This is a genomic window from Pseudomonas sp. LBUM1670, assembly GCF_059695695.1.
The window spans coordinates 4,456,143-4,474,051 of record NZ_CP166783.1 but is presented as its reverse complement, the minus strand read 5'-3'; the positions used below and the strand labels follow the sequence as shown (position 1 = coordinate 4,474,051).

Below are 17,909 nucleotides of genomic sequence, written 5' to 3'. Positions count from 1 at the left end.
CTTCAGAACTATAAGAGGCGTTGGGCACGCACCCGGTATCAGCCTATGCGCAGCGCCCGAAAAAATAGGCACCAGCGACACACTGTCTATTTAACAGCAAAGCTTGCAGCTACTCAAATCAGGGAGTCCAGCGGTGCATCGGGGGCGATTTGTCGCAGGTCGCGGGGGCAATCCGGACTGCGGTTGCGCGACAGCCTTGCTAGAGTGGTCCTGCACCTGTCGGATGAAATTCATCACCTTTAGGGGAAACACATGGCAATCGATATCGGTATCAGTGAAGAGGACCGCAAGTCCATCGTCGACGGACTTTCACGTCTGCTGTCGGACACTTATGTACTTTATTTGAAAACCCATAACTTCCACTGGAATGTCACCGGTCCCATGTTTCGGACCCTGCACCTGATGTTCGAGGAGCAATATAACGAGTTGGCCCTGGCGGTCGATTTGATTGCCGAACGAATTCGTGCGCTTGGCTTTCCTGCTCCGGGCGCCTATTCGATTTATGCGCGCCTTTCTTCCATCAAGGAAGAAGCGGGTGTGCCCAGTGCAGAGGACATGATCAAGCAACTTGTCGAAGGGCAGGAAGCCGTCACACGGACTGCGCGCGGGATCTTTCCCTTGCTCGACAAAGTCAGCGACGAGCCAACGGCGGATTTGCTGACCCAGCGCATGCAGGTTCACGAGAAAACCGCGTGGATGTTGCGTTCGTTGCTGGACTGATAGTGTTTTCAGTGCGCGGATGACGCTGTCAGGCGTTGTTCGCGCTCTGTCGTTCGGAGCCTTTCCGTTGAGTGAATTTTCACCCGTTTGCGTAAGACATTGTCCTGACTAGGACGGTCTCCATGATCTGCCTTCAGTTGTTGGCTTATCCTACGTTGATGGTCATAAAGTCATCTGGATATAACTTTGCGCCTGCGCTTTTATAAGACCCGCAACACGGCTCTTATAGAAACCAGGGATGGCAAAGGAGTGTCAACGGATGGTTTATGAAAGCAGGTTAAACGAGGGGAGGGTGGGTCCGTTCAAGGATGTAAGGATCGATCCGTTTGTCAGTGAATTCGACATGGGCCTGGCTCGGCCATTATCCCGGTCGATACGTTTGAATGGCTTTGCCACCTGTTTGCGGCTTGAGCAGGTTTATTGGGATATTTTGGGGGAAATGGCCAGGATCAATTGCTGCTCGGTCAGTGCCCTGCTGTCCCACGTGGATCGCGAAGTGCATCTGCGGCACGGCGGGGTGAAGAATTTCAGCGGGCTGGTGCGGGTTGTCTGCGTTGTGCACAGCCTGAAGGAGGAGCGTTGCGGCGTCATGGCGTAGCCCCGTGGCAGCGGAAAGCGTCGAGTGTCGGTCTGTGCAGTCTTACGGCTGCACAGGCTGCATTTAATGGATATAATCCCGCTCTTTGCCGCAAAACCCAGCGTGTGCGGTAGCAATCTGATCGCCGAGACAACCCCCATGCCGATGTACGACTATCAATGTGCTTCCTGTGGTCATCAGTTGGAAGCCATTCAAAAGATCAGCGCAGCACCGCTGGTCGACTGCCCTGCCTGCCAGGCGCCAGAGCTTAAAAAGATGCTGTCCATGCCGGGCTTCCGCCTCAGCGGCACCGGCTGGTACGAAACCGATTTCAAGACCGGTTCCAAGAAGAACCTGGCCGGCGGCGACAAAGCCGACTAGGGTCTGGAACCTGAGTTGAACGACACGTGCGAGCTCTTGCATCATTCCGAGTGCAAGGCCTCCAACCGAATTTCGAATTACGAGAAGTGAAACCACTACCATGATGCGCAGCCATTATTGCGGCCAACTGAACGAAAGCCTGGAAGGCCAGGAAATTACCCTTTGCGGATGGGTTCACCGTCGCCGTGACCACGGTGGGGTGATTTTCCTCGATATCCGTGATCGTGACGGTCTGGCCCAGGTGGTGTTCGACCCGGATCGCGCTGAAACCTTCGCCGCCGCCGACCGCGTGCGCAGCGAATACGTGGTGAAAGTGACCGGCAAGGTCCGTCTGCGTCCGGCCGGTGCCGGCAACGCCAACATGGCGTCGGGCATGATCGAAGTGCTGGGCTATGAGCTGGAAGTCCTGAACGAAGCGGAAACCCCACCGTTCCCGCTCAACGAGTTCTCTGACGTCGGCGAAGAAACCCGCCTGCGCTATCGCTTCATCGACCTGCGTCGCCCGGAAATGCTCGAAAAATTGCGTCTGCGTTCGCGCATGACCACCAGCATCCGTCGCTACCTGGACGAGAACGGCTTCCTCGACGTCGAGACGCCGATCCTGACCCGCGCCACCCCTGAAGGTGCTCGCGACTACCTGGTGCCGAGCCGTACTCACGCCGGTTCCTTCTTCGCGTTGCCGCAATCGCCGCAGCTGTTCAAGCAACTGCTGATGGTGGCCGGCTTCGACCGTTACTACCAGATCGCCAAGTGCTTCCGCGACGAAGACCTGCGTGCCGACCGTCAGCCTGAATTCACCCAGATCGACATCGAAACCAGCTTCCTCGATGAAAAAGACATCATGGGCCTGACCGAAGGCATGATCCGCAACCTGTTCAAGGAAGTGCTGGATCTGGAGTTTGGTGAGTTCCCGCACATGACCTGGGACGAGGCCATGCGTCGCTACGGTTCCGACAAGCCAGACTTGCGCAACCCGCTGGAACTGGTGGACGTTGCCGACCAGCTGAAAGAAGTCGACTTCAAGGTCTTCAGCGGTCCTGCCAACGATCCGAAATGCCGTATCGCCGCCCTGCGCGTTCCTGGCGCGGCGAGCATGCCGCGCAAGCAGATCGACGACTACACCAAGTTCGTCAGCATCTATGGTGCCAAGGGCCTGGCGTACATCAAGGTCAACGAGCGCGCGAAGGGCGTCGAGGGGCTGCAATCGCCTATTGTCAAAAATATCCCGGAAGCCAACCTCAATGTGATCCTTGATCGCGTAGGCGCGGTTGACGGCGACATCGTGTTCTTCGGTGCCGACAAGGCCAAGATCGTCAGCGAAGCCCTGGGCGCGCTGCGGATCAAGGTCGGTAACGATCTGGACCTGCTGACCTGCAAGTGGGCGCCGATGTGGGTTGTCGACTTCCCGATGTTCGAAGAGAACGACGACGGCAGCTTCACCGCCTTGCACCACCCGTTCACCGCACCGAAATGCACCCCGGAAGAACTGGAAGCCAACCCGGCGACAGCTCTGTCCCGTGCCTACGACATGGTCCTGAACGGCACCGAGCTGGGTGGCGGTTCGATCCGTATCCACCGCAAGGAAATGCAACAGTCGGTATTCCGTCTGCTGGGCATCAGCGAAGCTGAACAGGAAGAGAAGTTCGGCTTCCTGCTCGACGCCCTGAAATACGGCGCGCCACCGCACGGTGGCCTGGCCTTCGGTCTGGACCGTCTGGTGATGCTGATGACCGGTGCCCAGTCGATCCGTGAAGTAATTGCCTTCCCGAAAACCCAGAGCGCGGCGTGCGTCATGACTCAGGCGCCGGGCGTTGTAGATGCCAAGGCATTGCGCGAACTGCACATTCGTCTGCGCGAAACGCCAAAGGCAGAGTAAGGCTGACCGCAAAGGCGCATCCTTTTGGGATGCGCTTTTTCTTTAGGTCAAGATTTTTGTATTGCTGGCTGTCGCATCGTGCACAGCGGGCAACGTTTCAAAGAGAATTCGGAGCGAGTTATGGCGGGTCATTCCAAGTGGGCGAACATCAAGCACCGCAAAGAACGTCAGGATGCCAAGAAGGGCAAGATTTTCACCAAGTGGATTCGTGAACTGACCGTTGCAGCCCGTCAGGGCGGCAGTGATCCGGGCTCCAACCCGCGTCTGCGTCTGGCCCTGGACAAGGCGCTGGGCGCGAACATGAGCCGCGATATCATCGATCGCGCGGTGGCCCGCGGCGCAGGTGCTGCCGACACCGACGACATGGTTGAGCTGACCTACGAAGGTTACGGTCCGGGTGGTGTGGCGGTGATGGTCGAGTGCATGACCGACAACCGTAACCGCACCGCAGCGGCTGTTCGCCATGCGTTCAGCAAGTGCGGCGGCAATCTGGGTACCGACGGTTCCGTGGCCTATCTGTTCGAGCGCAAGGGGCAGATTTCCTTCGCGCCGGGCGTTGATGAAGACGCCCTGATCGAAGCGGCCATGGAAGCCGACGCCGATGACGTGGTCACCAACGAAGACGGCTCCATCGACGTGTTCACCTCGTTCGCCGGTTTCTACTCCGTGCGTAACGCACTGGAAGCGGCCGGTTTCAAAGGCGATGATGCGGAAATCGTCATGCTGCCGACCACCAGTGCCGAACTGGATCTGGAAGGTGCCGAGAAGGTTCTCAAGCTGATCGACATGCTTGAAGACCTGGATGACGTGCAGAACGTCTATTCCAACGCGGATATCCCCGAGGCGGTGGCCGCACAGCTTTGACAGGCACGACTAAGATCTAATGTGGGAGCTGGCTTGCCTGCGATGGCGTCGTGTCAGGCTACATCATTGTTTGATGTGCCTACGCCATCGCAGGCAATCCAGCTCCCACATTTGTTATTCGCTGTATTGAAAATGGTGCTCTTACCTTAACCGCAGGCGTTATGACTTTAATTCTTGGTATCGACCCCGGTTCGCGCATTACCGGTTATGGCGTGGTACGCGATACCGGGCGTGGCTGCGTGTACGTGGCGTCGGGCTGCATTCGCACCGGTTCCGGCGAACTGCATGAGCGTTTGCAAATCGTCTATCGCAGCGTGCGGGAAGTCATCCAGACCTACGGCCCGGTCACCATGGGCATCGAAAAAGTCTTCATGGCTCGCAACGCCGACTCCGCGTTGAAACTCGGCCAGGCCCGCGGTGCGGCAATCGTTGCCGGCGCCGAGGAAAATCTGGAAATCGCTGAATACACCGCCACCCAGGTCAAGCAGGCCGTGACCGGGACCGGCGCCGCCAATAAAGAGCAGGTGCAGATGATGGTCATGCACATGCTGAAACTGACCAGCAAGCCGCAAATCGATGCCTCGGATGCCCTGGCGATTGCCATATGCCATGCCCACACCCGTTCCAGCCTGCTGCCACATGGCTTGGGCACGGCACGCAGTCGTGGCGGGCGCCTGCGTCTCTGATAGCATCAGCAGTCATTTTTTACGGAATGAGGGTTTTGCGCCTGTGTTGTCGGCGCAAAACCCTTGTTCTGTCAGTCGCCAGCACCGCGCTGGCCAACGCTCAAGGATCTGAAACGTGATTGGACGCTTGCGCGGCACACTGGCTGAGAAACAGCCGCCGCACCTGATTCTGGATGTAAACGGTCTGGGGTATGAACTTGAAGTGCCCATGACCACGCTGTATCGGTTGCCGTCGGTCGGTGAACCGCTGACGCTGCACACCCATTTGGTCGTACGCGAAGACGCGCAGTTACTCTATGGCTTCGCCAGCAAGCGTGAGCGAGACTTTTTTCGCGAATTGATTCGTCTCAATGGTGTGGGGCCGAAACTGGCGCTGGCCCTGATGTCGAGTCTGGAAGTCGATGAGCTGGTACGTTGCGTGCAATCCCAGGACACCTCGGCGCTGACCAAGGTGCCGGGCGTGGGCAAGAAGACGGCCGAGCGTTTGCTGGTGGAACTCAAGGATCGCTTCAAGGCCTGGGAAACCGCGCCGGCGATGTTTGCCCTGGTGCCAAACCAGCCGGGTGGGCCAGATGCGCCGCATCCGGTCGCTACCGCCGAAAACGACGCGGTCAGCGCGCTGATCTCCCTGGGCTACAAACCGCAGGAAGCCACCAAGGCGATTTCCGCGATCAAGGAGAAAGGTTTGAGCAGTGAAGACATGATTCGTCGTGCCCTGAAGGGAATGATCTAAGTGATTGAAGCTGATCGTCTGATAACCGCCACGCCTGGCCCGCGCGACCGCGAGGAAGTCCAGGACCGGGCGATTCGTCCTGTCAGTCTGGCCGAATACATTGGTCAGCCGACCGTTCGCGAGCAAATGGAGTTGTTCATCCAGGCGGCCCGTGGGCGTAACGAATCCCTGGACCACACGCTGATCTTCGGCCCGCCGGGCCTGGGTAAAACCACCCTGGCCAACATCATCGCCCAGGAAATGGGCGTGTCGATCAAAAGCACCTCCGGCCCGGTCCTTGAGCGTCCCGGTGACCTGGCTGCGCTGCTGACCAACCTCGAGCCGCACGACGTGCTGTTCATCGACGAAATTCATCGGCTGTCGCCGATTGTCGAAGAAGTGCTGTACCCGGCCATGGAAGATTTCCAGCTCGACATCATGATTGGTGAAGGGCCGGCCGCGCGTTCGATCAAACTGGATTTGCCGCCCTTCACGCTGGTGGGGGCGACGACTCGCGCCGGCATGCTGACCAATCCGTTGCGCGACCGTTTCGGGATCGTCCAGCGTCTTGAGTTCTATAGCACCGCTGATCTGGCAACGATTGTCAGCCGTTCGGCGACCATCCTCGGCTTGCCGCTGGATCCGGAAGGCGCTTTCGAAATTGCCCGCCGTGCCCGTGGCACCCCACGGATCGCCAACCGACTGCTGCGCCGGGTGCGCGATTTCGCCGAAGTTCGTGCCCAGGGCCACATCACCAAACCGATTGCCGATCTCGCGTTGAATCTGCTGGATGTCGACGAGCGTGGTTTCGACCATCAGGATCGACGTCTGCTGCTGACCATGATCGAGAAGTTCGACGGCGGGCCGGTCGGCGTGGACAGCCTGGCCGCCGCGATCAGCGAAGAGCGCCACACCATCGAAGACGTGCTGGAACCGTACCTGATCCAGCAGGGCTACATCATGCGCACACCGCGCGGGCGTGTTGTCACTCGTCACGCCTATCTGCACTTCGGTTTAAATATTCCGTCACGATTGGGCGAAATGCCCGTGGTAGACGAGTTCCTCGATGCCGTGGACGATTAATTAACATTTGCGGGCAGAATTTTCGGGCATTGTGCTGTCCTAGGACCGTGGTTTTGCCGGAAAGCCGTGAATCAATGAAAAACAGTTGCCTGGCCGGATTGGCAACCTGAGGAGTAAGCACTAGAGTATGCGCGCGCAAAACGGGCTTGAGCCGTTCGCACATCGTTGTCGCGTTTATTACGAGGACACCGATGCGGGCGGCATCGTGTATTACGTTAATTACCTCAAGTTTATGGAACGGGCTCGAACCGAGCGGCTCCGGGAGCTGGGCTTTGCCCAATCCCAGCTGGCAGGAGAGGACCTGTTGTTTGTCGTGCATTCCAGCGAAGCGCGTTATCACGCGCCGGCGCGACTGGACGACGAACTGCTGGTAAGCGCTGAAGTAATCGAATTGAACCGTGTCAGCCTGCGCTTCAAACAGCAGGTCAGGCGAGCCACGGATAATGCGCTGCTCTGCGAAGGGCAGTTTCTGGTGGCCTGTGTGCGCACTAACAGTTTGAAACCCCGGGCCATTCCCGAAGCTCTACGTGCGGCCTTTGCCGACGTGAGCGGCGCGGGTACACACTCAAAGCAGGAGATAAAGCGTGGAAGCTAACGTCGTCGACCATTCCTCCATGTGGAGCCTGGTCAGCAATGCCAGTATCGTGGTGCAACTGGTAATGCTGATCCTGGTAGCCGCATCGGTGACCTCATGGATCATGATCTTTCAGCGCAGCAACTTGCTGCGCGCCGGTCGACGTGCCCTGGAGAGCTTTGAAGAGCGCTTCTGGTCGGGTATCGATCTGTCCAAACTCTACCGTCAGGCCGGCAGCAACCCTGATCCGGATTCGGGCGTCGAGCAGATCTTCCGCGCCGGCTTCAAGGAATTCTCCCGTCTGCGCCAGCAGCCAGGCGTTGACCCGGAAGCGGTCATGGAAGGCGTGGCCCGCGCCATGCGCGTCGCCATTTCCCGCGAAGAAGAAAAGCTCGAGCAGAGCCTGCCATTCCTCGCCACCGTCGGTTCCGTCAGCCCGTACATCGGTCTGTTCGGTACGGTCTGGGGCATCATGAACTCCTTCCGTGGTCTGGCAACTGCCCAGCAAGCGACCCTGGCCACTGTGGCTCCAGGTATCGCCGAGGCACTGATTGCTACCGCGATCGGTCTGTTCGCCGCCATCCCGGCCGTTATCGCTTACAACCGTTTTGCCGCTCGCAGCGAAACGCTGACCAGTCGTTACTACACCTTCGCCGATGAATTCCAGGCGATCCTGCACCGCAAAGTGCACACCAGCGAAGAATAAGCAGGTAATTTCCAATGGCTTTAATCGCTCGAGCTCGCAAAAAGCGCAAGCCGGTCGCCGAGATGAACGTGGTGCCTTACATCGACGTGATGCTGGTACTGCTGGTGATCTTCATGGTGACCGCGCCGATGCTCAATCAGGGCGTGAAAGTTGATCTGCCCAAGGTTTCCAGCGAAGCCTTGCCGCAGGACAACAACACCCAGGTCCTGACCATTTCGATCAAGGCTGACAAGACCTACTACTGGAACCTTGGCAGCGAAGTCGACACACAAAAGCAGCAGGACAAGGCAATGACCTTGCCGCAGATGACTGACGCCGTGACCAAGATCGTTCGCGCCGGTACTGAAGGCGGCAAGCGTACCCAAGTGTTCATCCGCGGCGACAAGACCGTTGATTACGGTTCCGTCATGGGCGCCATGGGCGGGTTGCAGAAAGCCGGCGTCGGTAACGTTGGCCTGATTACCGAGGCGCCCTGATGCAGCAACAGCGAGAGCCAACAGCCTCGGAAAGCTACTTCTGGCCTAGTGTCTGGGCAATTGTCTTGCACGTGCTGGTGTTTGGCATGCTGTTCGTCAGTTTTGCCTTCACACCGGAGCTGCCGCCGGCCAGGCCGATTGTCCAGGCAACCCTGTACCAGCTGAAATCGAAAAGTCAGGCGACCACCCAGACCAATCAGAAGATTGCGGGTGAGGCGAAGAAATCCGCCGCGCGCCAGACCGAAGTCGAACAGATGGAACAGAAGTTGATCGAGCAGGAAGCGATCAAGGCTGCGGAACAAAAGAAGGAAGACGCGGCTCAAAAAGCCGAAGAATCCAAGAAGGCCGACGAGACGAAGAAAGCGGAAGAGGCTAAAAAGGCTGATGAAGCCAAGAAAGCCGATGAAGCGAAGAAGACCGCCGAAGCCAAAAAGGCTGAAGAGAAACAATTGGCTGATATAGCCAAGAAGAAGTCTGAAGAAGAAGCCAAGAAAGCGGCTGAAGAAGAGGCCAAGAAAGCGGCCGCTGAAGAAGCCAAGAAAAAGATCGTCGAAGACGCGAAGAAGAAAGCCGCGGAAGACGCCAAGAAGAAATCTGAAGCTGAAGAGGCGAAGAAGAAAGTCGCCGAAGACGCGAAGAAGAAAGCTGCTGCCGATGCTGCGAAGAAGAAATCGCAGGAAGCGGCACGTAAATCCGCCGAAGAGAAAAAGGCTCAGGCCCTGGCAGATTTGCTTTCCGACACGCCGCAGCGTCAGCAGGCCTTGGCGGATGAGCAGGGTGACGAAGTCGCCGGCAGTTTCGATGACCTGATTCGTGCGCGTGCAGCGGAAGGCTGGGCTCGTCCACCTTCGGCACGCAAAGGCATGACGGTCGTGTTGCAAATCGGCATGTTGCCGGACGGTACGGTGACTTCGGTCAGCGTGTCCAGGTCCAGTGGCGACGGTCCGTTTGACGCTTCGGCTGTAGCGGCGGTGAAGAATATTGGACGTTTGACAGAAATGCAGGGAATGAAGCCGGGCGATTTCGCCCCGTATCGTTCATTCAAGATGACATTCACACCTGAGGATCTAGCCTTGTGAGAAACCTTCTTCGAGGAATGCTGGTCGTGATCTGCTGCATGGCAGGGATAGCGGCGGCAGATGAAAAAAACATTCTGGTCACCAGCGGCAGCGATCGGGCTACTCCGATCGCCGTCGTACCGTTCGGCAACCAGGGCGGCAGCGTGCTGCCGGACGATATGGCGGAAATCATCGGGAACGACCTGCGTAACTCGGGTTACTACTCGCCGATTCCAAAGCAGAACATGATCAGCCAGCCGAGCCAGGCCAGCGAAATCATCTACCGTGACTTCAAGGCGCTGGGCGCCCAGTACGTCATGGTCGGCAGCATCGCTCCGGCGGGCGGTCGCCTGCAGGTTCAATACGCGTTGTTCAACGTCGCTACCGAACAGCAAGTGCTGACCGGTAGCGTGTCGGGCAGCGTTGATCAACTGCGCGACATGTCGCACTACATTGCGGACCAGTCGTTCGAAAAACTCACCGGTATCAAAGGTGCGTTCTCGACTCGTCTGCTGTACGTGACGGCAGAGCGTTTCTCCGAGAAGAACACGCGTTACACGCTGCAACGTTCGGACTATGACGGTGCCCGCGCCGTGACCCTGCTGCAATCGCGCGAGCCGATCCTGTCGCCGCGTTTCGCACCGGATGGCAAGCGCATCGCTTATGTGTCGTTCGAGCAGAAGCGTCCGCGTATTTTCATGCAGAACATCGACACCGGTCGCCGTGAGCAGATCACCAACTTCGAAGGCCTGAATGGAGCGCCTGCCTGGTCGCCGGATGGCAATCGCCTGGCGTTCGTGCTGTCGAAAGACGGTAACCCGGACATTTATGTGATGAACCTGGGTTCGCGTCAGATCACTCGCGTCACCAACGGTCCCGGCATCAACACCGAACCGTTCTGGGGTAAGGATGGTTCGACCATCTACTTCACGTCAGACCGTGGCGGCAAGCCACAGATCTACAAAACCAGCGTGGGCGGCGGCGGCGCGGAGCGTGTGACCTTTATCGGTAACTACAACGCCAACCCGAAGCTTTCGGCTGATGAAAAGACCCTGGTGATGATTCACCGCCAGGATGGCTTCACTAATTTCAAGGTGGCGGCCCAGGATTTGCAGCGCGGAAGCGTAAAAATCCTCACTGATAGCACTCTGGACGAGTCGCCTACTGTTGCGCCCAACGGCACCATGGTAATCTACGCCACCCGCCAGCAGGGCCGGGGAGTCTTGATGCTCGTGTCCATTAATGGACGCGTGAGGCTCCCGCTTCCTACCGCACAAGGCGAAGTCAGAGAACCGTCCTGGTCCCCTTACCTGAACTGACGCGGCGCTACACGTTTTACTTAACACACTGGGGTTCATTAGGAGTTTCACGATGGAAATGCTGAAGTTTGGTAAATTTGCTGCGCTGGCTCTGGCCATGGCTGTAGCTGTAGGTTGCTCGTCCAAAGGCGGCGACAATGCCGGTGAAGGCGCTGTCGATCCAAACGCTGGTTACGGCGCTAACACTGGTGCCGTTGATGGCTCCCTGAGCGAAGAAGCTGCTCTGCGCGCAATCACCACCTTCTACTTCGAATACGACAGCTCGGACCTGAAGCCAGAAGCCATGCGCTCCCTGGACGTTCACGCCAAAGACCTGAAAGCAAACGGCGCTCGCGTTGTTCTGGAAGGCAACACCGACGAACGTGGTACTCGTGAGTACAACATGGCACTGGGCGAGCGTCGTGCGAAAGCCGTTCAACGCTACCTGGTACTGCAAGGTGTTTCCCCAGCTCAGCTGGAACTGGTTTCCTACGGCGAAGAGCGTGCAGTTGCTACCGGCAACGACGAGCAGTCCTGGGCTCAAAACCGTCGCGTCGAACTGCGTAAGTAATTCGTCATGCGAACGTGCCGTCGTGCTGTAACTGTTTTGGCTCTCAGTCTCGCACCGCTTGCGGTGTGGGCTGCGGTTCCTGTGGTCGATAATGACTCCGGCTATAACAATAGCGGGAGCAGTTATCCGCCTGCGGGTTACGGTACGAACGGCGCCTATGCCGGGGGAGGGGTTTCGGCCCCTGTCTCGGCACAGGGCGAGCTGTTCAACCAACTGCAATCGATGCAGGAGCAGATCTCGCGCCAACAAGGCATCATCGAAGTTCTGCAAAACGATGTAGCGCGCATGAAGCAGGAAAACCTGGAGCGATATCAGGATCTTGATCGGCGCATAGGAACCGGCGTTGCACCAGCCGCGACTCCTGAGAATTCTTCTACCGGTGGCGATTTGAACGCCCCCGGTGCGGCAGCTGGCGCAGGTGCGGGGGCGGCAGCCGCTGCCACTTCCACTCAAGCGCCTGCCGCGGGTAGCGAACCGGCGGATCCGGCGAAGGAAAAACTGTATTACGATGCAGCCTTCGACCTGATCAAGGCCAAGGATTTCGACAAGGCCAGCCAGGCCTTCGCCGCTTTCCTGCGCAAATACCCGAACAGCCAGTACGCGGGCAATGCCCAATACTGGTTGGGCGAAGTGAACCTGGCCAAAGGCGATCTGCAGGGTGCAGGTCAGGCATTTGCCAAGGTTTCGCAGCTGTACCCAAAGCACAACAAAGTGCCTGACTCGCTGTACAAGCTAGCTGATGTAGAGCGCCGCCTCGGTCATCCCGACAAGGTCAAAGGCATTCTGCAGCAGGTCGTGTCCCAATATCCGGGCACTTCCGCCGCTCAGCTGGCCCAACGCGATCTGCAGCGCATGTAAGCCTGCCAGACCCGTTTCGAAGAAACCCGCGCTTGTCGCGGGTTTTTTCGTTAGAATTCACGCCCTTTTTATGAAACACGCTTTTTGGGATCTGCGCATTGGCGGGGTTCCTTGAAGTGCCTGACGGAGGCGGACAGCCTGTTTAGCTGTTATGCCCGTGGCGACTATGCAAGAAACATTGAGAATCACCGAAGTTTTCTACTCGTTGCAGGGTGAAACGCGGACCGCCGGGCTGCCCACTGTTTTTGTGCGCCTGACCGGTTGCCCATTGCGTTGCCAATACTGCGACAGCGCCTATGCGTTCTCTGGCGGCACTGTTCGCACGCTCGACGATATCCTCGAGCAAGTGGCCGGTTTCCGCCCGCGTTATGTCTGTGTCACCGGCGGCGAGCCGCTGGCACAACCCAACGCCATCCCATTGCTCAAGCAGTTGTGTGACGCCGGTTACGAAGTGTCACTGGAAACCAGTGGTGCACTGGATATCTCGGCGGTAGATTCACGGGTCAGTCGCGTTGTCGACCTGAAAACCCCGGGTTCGAAGGAAGCGCATCGCAACCTCTACGAGAACGTCGAACTGCTCACGCCCAACGATCAGGTGAAATTTGTCATCTGCTCGCGGGAAGACTACGACTGGGCCGTGTCGAAGCTGATTCAGTACGGTCTGGACCGGCGTGCCGGCGAAGTGCTGTTCTCGCCAAGCCACCATGACCTGAATGCTCGGGATCTGGCGGATTGGGTGGTGGCGGACAACCTGCCAGTACGACTGCAATTGCAGCTGCATAAATATCTTTGGAATGACGAGCCGGGGCGCTGATATGACGGAACCACTGAACACTGCTGAAAAACGTGCGGTCATTTTGCTGTCCGGTGGTCTGGACTCGGCAACCGTCGTGGCCATGGCTCGTGCTGAAGGCTACAGCTGCTACACCATGAGCTTCGACTACGGTCAGCGGTCCCATGCCGAATTGTACGCCGCCGAGCGTGTTGCCCGGGATTTGGGTGTAGTCGAACACAAGGTGATCGGTCTGAACCTGAACGGCATCGGTGGCTCGGCACTGACCGACAGCAGCATCGACGTGCCGGAAGAGGCTGGCGAAGGTATTCCGGTGACTTACGTGCCGGCGCGCAACACGGTGTTTCTGTCCCTCGCGCTGGGTTGGGCCGAAGTGCTGGGCGCGCGTGACATCTTCATTGGTGTGAACGCAGTGGACTATTCCGGTTACCCGGACTGCCGTCCCGAGTTCATCGAGTCTTTCGAACGCATGGCCAATCTGGCGACCAAGGCCGGTGTGGAAGGCAATGGCTTCCGTATCCAGGCCCCACTGCAAAACCTGAGCAAGGCGCAAATCGTCGAGGCGGGTGTGAAGCTGGGCGTTGATTATGGCCTGACCGTTTCCTGCTATCAGGCGGACGATAATGGTCGTGCATGCGGCAAATGCGACAGCTGCAGACTGCGTGCGGAAGGCTTCGCGACCGCCGGAATCAGCGATCCAACACCTTATTTCTGATTTATTTCAAATTAGGTGTTGAATAACCGTTAAAAATCAGTATTATACGCGCCACCACACAGCGGGTCGTTAGCTCAGTTGGTAGAGCAGTTGGCTTTTAACCAATTGGTCGTAGGTTCGAATCCCACACGACCCACCATTTTTGTAGCAGTTTTAAAAGTCTGGAAGGCCCACGCAAGTGAGGATTTCCGGATTTTTTTTTGCACGCGATTTAAGGTCGGCCCGGTTCGGGGCGGCACCGCATGACGCAGGTCAGAATCATCTTTTGCATCCACGGGATATTCTGTAGCCTTGCGCAGCTTCAACGCTCTCCGTGCCTGATGAATACTCACTTTCCCGGCGGTACCCTGAAGGGTCCGGAGCCGGGTGTATACTCGACTTTCGCGCGAATGCGCCTGCAGGTCTTGCGAACATGACGCAGATTTCCGAACGCCTTCTGGTTCAAGCCCACCTCGACGCCAAGCAGCCCAAGCCGCTGACGGTCGAGGAGGAGGCCTATTACCGTGCTGCCATCGCCGCCGAGCTTAAGGCTCAGGACGCGGTGCTGGTTGCCCACTTTTATTGTGATCCGGTCATTCAAGCCCTGGCTGAAGAAACCGGTGGCTGTGTCTCCGACTCGCTGGAGATGGCCCGCTTCGGCAATGCTCACCCGGCCAAGACCGTGGTGGTCGCCGGCGTGAAGTTCATGGGTGAAACCGCCAAAATCCTCAATCCTGAAAAACGCGTGCTGATGCCGACGCTGGAAGCGACCTGCTCGCTGGATCTGGGGTGCCCGGTGGATGAGTTCTCGGCGTTTTGCGATCAGCACCCGGAACGCACTGTCGTGGTGTACGCCAATACATCAGCAGCGGTCAAAGCCCGGGCGGACTGGGTCGTGACTTCAAGCTGTGCGCTGGAAATCGTCGAAAGCCTGATGGATAACGGCGAGACGATCATCTGGGGCCCGGACAAACACCTGGGCACCTACATCCAGCGCAAGACCGGCGCGGACATGTTGCTGTGGGACGGTGCCTGCATCGTTCACGAAGAGTTCAAATCCAAGCAGCTTGAAGACATGAAGGCGCTGTATCCGGATGCGGCAATTCTGGTGCATCCGGAATCGCCGACTTCGGTGATCGAACTGGCGGACGCCGTCGGTTCCACCAGTCAGCTGATCGCTGCGGCACAAAGCCTGCCGAACAAGACGCTGATTGTCGCCACTGACCGTGGCATCTTCTACAAGATGCAGCAGCTGTGCCCGGACAAGGTCTTCATCGAGGCGCCAACGGCGGGTAACGGCGCGGCGTGCCGCAGTTGCGCACATTGCCCGTGGATGGCGATGAATACGCTTGAGCGCGTGCTGAAGAGCTTGAAAGAAGGGACGAACGAGATCTTTGTTGATCCGGCGCTGATCCCGCAGGCAATTCGGCCGTTGAAGCGGATGCTCGACTTCACCCAGGCTGCGCGGATGAAGCTGGCCGGTAACGCCTGAGATTTATCAGTCAAGTCGCAAAAAAATTGTGGGAGCGGGCTTGCTCGCGAAAGCGGAGTATCAGACAGCATAGATGTTGTCTGACACAACGCTTTCGCGAGCAAGCCCGCTCCCACAGTGATTTTTGCTATCCGCAGTTACTTTGTTTTCTTCGGGATCCGCACCAGCTGGGTGTTGGAATACATGTCATGCCAGCTGCGTTTCTGTTTATCGAACAGCGACCAGATAAACCCCAGGCCCACACACAGCAAGGATGCGATCGACACGACGAACCGCAGCAGCGCCTGCCACAGGCTGATAGATGAGCCATCGGCATTCTGCACACGAATGCACCACACCTGCATGCCCAGCGTCTGGCCGGACCAAGTCCAGAATTTGGCGAAGAAGCCGAACAGCACGAACAACAACACCGTCGACAACAACGGATCACCGTCCAGCGCGCCGGCTTCGGTCAGCGTGCGCATTTTGTCTTCGCCGATGATCGCCATCTGGATCATCTTGTAAACGCCGCTGGTCACGATCAGCAGGGCGGTGCACAACAGGAAGTCATAAAACATCGCTGCCAGGCGGCGACCCAGGGTCGCGGCGGGAAAGTCGCCCTGTGGTTTGAGCAGGTGTTTCGACATGGCAGGGTTCTCTGCGAAAAAAAAGCCATTTTACGGATTTACGCGCACAAAAAAGCCCCTGATGTCAGCATCAGGGGCTTTTTCGTAACAGAAGGTTAGGCTTCTGCTTGAACTTCGTCAGCCTGCATGCCTTTCTGGCCTTGCACGGCGATGAAGGTCACTTTCTGGCCTTCTTTGAGGCTCTTGAAGCCGTTGCCCTGAATAGCGCGGAAATGCACGAACAGATCCGGACCGCTTTCTGGAGTGATAAAACCAAAACCTTTCTCGTCGTTAAACCACTTGACGGTACCGCTCTGACGTTGGGACATTTCTTATTTCCTTTGACGCAAAAATTAATGACAGTCTCCTTCTCATGAAAGAGTACTGGGGCTGGTTGCAGGAGAGTAAGAAGACGTCGAACGGGATGTAGCTAACTTGTAGGCTACTGCCCAGGTCACGATTCCAAGCGACCCATGCAAACACAGTGAATAAACTCTACGCCAACTACGGGAGAAAAAACAAGCCCTGTGAGAGGCCCGGTTTTGCTCGTGTTGGTGGCATCGCGCGCCAACTAGTGCTGGCTTATGCGATAGCGGTGTTCAATTGTTTTCGATCGTTATAAGCAAAGTTCATAAACGAAGCTTAGAGCCAGAGACATGCACTATTTTATGGCGATTGCGTTACACATTAGTGCACTGTTAACGCAACCGCGTTACTTATAGAAACAGTCAATCAGCCACGATAGTAGCGTTGTGGCACAAATGGCATTTTGCTTACAAGCATTGGCACCTTTTTCCCACGAACGATCGCGAACACCGGTGTGTCGATGGCGATGTAAGCGCTGTCGAGGTAACCCATGGCCAAGGGGCCGCCCAAGGTCGGGCCGAACCCGCCGCTGCAAACGGTGCCGATGATGTCGCCCGCTTCGTTGACGATTTCTGCACCCTCGCGCACCGGTGTGCGTTCCTGCGGCAACAGGCCTACGCGCTTGCGGCTGACACCGGCTTGTTGCTGGGCGAATACGGTTTCAGCGCCAGGGAAGCCGCCGGCCCGCGCACCATCGGCACGACGAGGCTTGGAGATGGCCCACAACAGGCTGGCTTCGATCGGGGTCGTTTTGGTGTTCATGTCGTGGCCGTAGAGGCACAGGCCGGCCTCCAGGCGCAGTGAATCGCGGGCGCCGAGGCCAATGGCCGCGACTTCCGGTTCGGCCAGGAGGGCACGAGCCAGGGCTTCGGCATCAGTGGCCGGCACGGAAATTTCGAAACCGTCTTCACCCGTGTAACCCGAGCGGCTGACAAAGCAGTCCACACCCAGCAGTTTCACGCGGGCGAACTGCATGAAAGTCATCTTCGCCACTTCAGGCGCCAGGCGCGCAAGCACGGTGACTGCCGCCGGACCTTGCAGGGCCAGTAATGCGCGTTCTTCGAACAACGGCTCGATCGTGCACTGATCAGCGATGTGCTGACGCAGGTGCGCCAGGTCCTGATCCTTGCAGGCCGCATTGACCACCAGGAACAGTTCGTCGTTACCGAGGTTGGCGACCATCAGGTCGTCGAGGATGCCACCGGTCGAGTGGGTGAACATCGCGTAACGCTGCATGCCCACCGGCAGGTCGATGATGTCCACCGGCACCAGGGTTTCCAGGGCCTTGGCGGCATTGGCGCCGGTCAGGCGGATCTGGCCCATGTGCGAGACATCGAACAGCCCGGCCTGATCACGGGTGTGCTGGTGCTCTTTCATCACGCCCAGCGGGTATTGCACCGGCATGTCGTAGCCGGCAAACGGCACCATACGGGCACCGAGTTCGATGTGCAGTGCGTGCAACGGGGTTTTCAACAGTTGTTCGGTGGACATATCCAGCTCCTGAAAAAAGTGTGCAGAT

At 57.8% G+C, this 17,909-nt stretch carries 21 protein-coding genes and 1 tRNA gene; 19 read left to right on the top strand and 3 right to left on the bottom strand.

Annotated elements, in window-relative coordinates; all coding sequences use genetic code 11:
• The first annotated feature begins 252 nt into the window (after positions 1-252).
• The 19 genes from ACA073_RS20370 (at position 253) to nadA (ending at position 15,419) form a co-directional block, all read left to right on the top strand.
• The gene (locus tag ACA073_RS20370) at positions 253-720 is read left to right on the top strand and encodes a Dps family protein (protein ID WP_497399015.1); all 468 of its coding nucleotides are present in this window, start codon (positions 253-255) and stop codon (positions 718-720) included.
• Between the two features lie 259 nt (positions 721-979).
• Positions 980-1,318 (top strand): ribbon-helix-helix domain-containing protein, encoded by a 339-nt coding sequence (locus ACA073_RS20365; RefSeq protein WP_461953513.1) that lies wholly within the window; start codon positions 980-982, stop codon positions 1,316-1,318.
• Between the two features lie 138 nt (positions 1,319-1,456).
• Positions 1,457-1,678: an FmdB family zinc ribbon protein gene (locus ACA073_RS20360; RefSeq protein WP_010457489.1), complete on the top strand. Its 222-nt coding sequence runs from the start codon at positions 1,457-1,459 to the stop codon at positions 1,676-1,678.
• Positions 1,679-1,778: 100 nt separating this feature from the next.
• Entirely contained in the window at positions 1,779-3,554 is a 1,776-nt protein-coding gene (gene aspS, locus ACA073_RS20355) for an aspartate--tRNA ligase (RefSeq protein WP_497399013.1), read from the top strand.
• 120 nt (positions 3,555-3,674) lie between these two features.
• Positions 3,675-4,418, top strand: a complete 744-nt coding sequence (locus tag ACA073_RS20350; RefSeq protein WP_497399011.1) for a YebC/PmpR family DNA-binding transcriptional regulator — start codon at positions 3,675-3,677, stop codon at positions 4,416-4,418.
• A gap of 161 nt (positions 4,419-4,579) precedes the next feature.
• A complete protein-coding gene (gene ruvC, locus ACA073_RS20345) occupies positions 4,580-5,104 on the top strand; it encodes a crossover junction endodeoxyribonuclease RuvC (protein WP_461953516.1) in 525 nt (174 codons plus the stop codon).
• A gap of 115 nt (positions 5,105-5,219) precedes the next feature.
• Complete coding sequence (gene ruvA / locus ACA073_RS20340; RefSeq protein WP_497399009.1) at positions 5,220-5,837, top strand: Holliday junction branch migration protein RuvA; 618 nt, start codon at positions 5,220-5,222, stop codon at positions 5,835-5,837.
• Positions 5,838-6,899 carry a Holliday junction branch migration DNA helicase RuvB gene (ruvB, locus tag ACA073_RS20335; RefSeq protein ID WP_497399007.1) on the top strand — a complete coding sequence of 354 codons (1,062 nt, stop codon included), beginning with the start codon at positions 5,838-5,840 and terminating at the stop codon, positions 6,897-6,899. It begins immediately after the preceding gene.
• Positions 6,900-7,026: 127 nt separating this feature from the next.
• Positions 7,027-7,494 carry a tol-pal system-associated acyl-CoA thioesterase gene (gene ybgC / locus ACA073_RS20330; protein WP_054044992.1) on the top strand — a complete coding sequence of 156 codons (468 nt, stop codon included), beginning with the start codon at positions 7,027-7,029 and terminating at the stop codon, positions 7,492-7,494.
• Entirely contained in the window at positions 7,484-8,179 is a 696-nt protein-coding gene (gene tolQ, locus ACA073_RS20325; protein ID WP_095078554.1) for a protein TolQ, read from the top strand. The genes ybgC and tolQ overlap by 11 nt, the downstream gene beginning before the upstream one ends.
• Positions 8,180-8,202: 23 nt before the next feature.
• Positions 8,203-8,655, top strand: coding sequence for a protein TolR (tolR, locus tag ACA073_RS20320; protein WP_497404166.1), 453 nt, complete (start codon positions 8,203-8,205; stop codon positions 8,653-8,655).
• Complete coding sequence (tolA, locus tag ACA073_RS20315) at positions 8,655-9,734, top strand: cell envelope integrity protein TolA (protein ID WP_497399004.1); 1,080 nt, start codon at positions 8,655-8,657, stop codon at positions 9,732-9,734. Before tolR ends, tolA begins: the two co-directional genes overlap by 1 nt.
• A 17-nt stretch (positions 9,735-9,751) precedes the next feature.
• Positions 9,752-11,032, top strand: a complete 1,281-nt coding sequence (tolB, locus tag ACA073_RS20310) for a Tol-Pal system beta propeller repeat protein TolB (RefSeq protein ID WP_461954356.1) — start codon at positions 9,752-9,754, stop codon at positions 11,030-11,032.
• 52 nt (positions 11,033-11,084) lie between these two features.
• The gene (pal, locus tag ACA073_RS20305; RefSeq protein ID WP_497399002.1) at positions 11,085-11,582 is read left to right on the top strand and encodes a peptidoglycan-associated lipoprotein Pal; all 498 of its coding nucleotides are present in this window, start codon (positions 11,085-11,087) and stop codon (positions 11,580-11,582) included.
• A gap of 6 nt (positions 11,583-11,588) precedes the next feature.
• Positions 11,589-12,440: a tol-pal system protein YbgF gene (gene ybgF / locus ACA073_RS20300; protein ID WP_497399000.1), complete on the top strand. Its 852-nt coding sequence runs from the start codon at positions 11,589-11,591 to the stop codon at positions 12,438-12,440.
• A gap of 166 nt (positions 12,441-12,606) precedes the next feature.
• Positions 12,607-13,254 (top strand): 7-carboxy-7-deazaguanine synthase QueE, encoded by a 648-nt coding sequence (gene queE / locus ACA073_RS20295; protein ID WP_497398998.1) that lies wholly within the window; start codon positions 12,607-12,609, stop codon positions 13,252-13,254.
• A gap of 1 nt (position 13,255) precedes the next feature.
• Entirely contained in the window at positions 13,256-13,948 is a 693-nt protein-coding gene (queC, locus tag ACA073_RS20290; RefSeq protein ID WP_497398996.1) for a 7-cyano-7-deazaguanine synthase QueC, read from the top strand.
• Positions 13,949-14,011: 63 nt separating this feature from the next.
• Positions 14,012-14,087, top strand: a tRNA-Lys gene (locus ACA073_RS20285).
• A 273-nt stretch (positions 14,088-14,360) separates the two neighbouring features.
• Complete coding sequence (gene nadA, locus ACA073_RS20280; RefSeq protein ID WP_084318979.1) at positions 14,361-15,419, top strand: quinolinate synthase NadA; 1,059 nt, start codon at positions 14,361-14,363, stop codon at positions 15,417-15,419.
• A 137-nt stretch (positions 15,420-15,556) separates the two neighbouring features.
• Here nadA and ACA073_RS20275 read toward each other — a convergent pair whose 3' ends face one another.
• The 3 genes from ACA073_RS20275 to gcvT form a co-directional block, all read right to left on the bottom strand.
• Positions 15,557-16,045: an RDD family protein gene (locus tag ACA073_RS20275; protein WP_084318981.1), complete on the bottom strand. Its 489-nt coding sequence runs from the start codon at positions 16,043-16,045 to the stop codon at positions 15,557-15,559.
• Positions 16,046-16,140: 95 nt separating this feature from the next.
• Complete coding sequence (locus ACA073_RS20270; protein ID WP_007977299.1) at positions 16,141-16,353, bottom strand: cold-shock protein; 213 nt, start codon at positions 16,351-16,353, stop codon at positions 16,141-16,143.
• A 403-nt stretch (positions 16,354-16,756) separates the two neighbouring features.
• The gene (gene gcvT / locus ACA073_RS20265) at positions 16,757-17,881 is read right to left on the bottom strand and encodes a glycine cleavage system aminomethyltransferase GcvT (RefSeq protein ID WP_497398993.1); all 1,125 of its coding nucleotides are present in this window, start codon (positions 17,879-17,881) and stop codon (positions 16,757-16,759) included.
• Between the last annotated feature and the right edge of the window lie 28 nt (positions 17,882-17,909).

Bases quoted from the DNA above. Each gene is read 5' to 3' on its own strand.
- ACA073_RS20370 (WP_497399015.1), top strand. From the start codon at position 253: ATGGCAATCGATATCGGTATCAGTGAAGAGGACCGCAAGTCCATCGTC.
- ACA073_RS20365 (WP_461953513.1), top strand. From the start codon at position 980: ATGGTTTATGAAAGCAGGTTAAACGAGGGGAGGGTGGGTCCGTTCAAG.
- ACA073_RS20360 (WP_010457489.1), top strand. From the start codon at position 1,457: ATGCCGATGTACGACTATCAATGTGCTTCCTGTGGTCATCAGTTGGAA.
- aspS (WP_497399013.1), top strand. From the start codon at position 1,779: ATGATGCGCAGCCATTATTGCGGCCAACTGAACGAAAGCCTGGAAGGC.
- ACA073_RS20350 (WP_497399011.1), top strand. From the start codon at position 3,675: ATGGCGGGTCATTCCAAGTGGGCGAACATCAAGCACCGCAAAGAACGT.
- ruvC (WP_461953516.1), top strand. From the start codon at position 4,580: ATGACTTTAATTCTTGGTATCGACCCCGGTTCGCGCATTACCGGTTAT.
- ybgC (WP_054044992.1), top strand. From the start codon at position 7,027: ATGCGCGCGCAAAACGGGCTTGAGCCGTTCGCACATCGTTGTCGCGTT.
- tolA (WP_497399004.1), top strand. From the start codon at position 8,655: ATGCAGCAACAGCGAGAGCCAACAGCCTCGGAAAGCTACTTCTGGCCT.
- tolB (WP_461954356.1), top strand. From the start codon at position 9,752: ATGCTGGTCGTGATCTGCTGCATGGCAGGGATAGCGGCGGCAGATGAA.
- pal (WP_497399002.1), top strand. From the start codon at position 11,085: ATGGAAATGCTGAAGTTTGGTAAATTTGCTGCGCTGGCTCTGGCCATG.
- ybgF (WP_497399000.1), top strand. From the start codon at position 11,589: ATGCGAACGTGCCGTCGTGCTGTAACTGTTTTGGCTCTCAGTCTCGCA.
- queE (WP_497398998.1), top strand. From the start codon at position 12,607: ATGCAAGAAACATTGAGAATCACCGAAGTTTTCTACTCGTTGCAGGGT.
- queC (WP_497398996.1), top strand. From the start codon at position 13,256: ATGACGGAACCACTGAACACTGCTGAAAAACGTGCGGTCATTTTGCTG.
- nadA (WP_084318979.1), top strand. From the start codon at position 14,361: ATGACGCAGATTTCCGAACGCCTTCTGGTTCAAGCCCACCTCGACGCC.
- ACA073_RS20275 (WP_084318981.1), bottom strand. From the start codon at position 16,045: ATGTCGAAACACCTGCTCAAACCACAGGGCGACTTTCCCGCCGCGACC.
- ACA073_RS20270 (WP_007977299.1), bottom strand. From the start codon at position 16,353: ATGTCCCAACGTCAGAGCGGTACCGTCAAGTGGTTTAACGACGAGAAA.
- gcvT (WP_497398993.1), bottom strand. From the start codon at position 17,881: ATGTCCACCGAACAACTGTTGAAAACCCCGTTGCACGCACTGCACATC.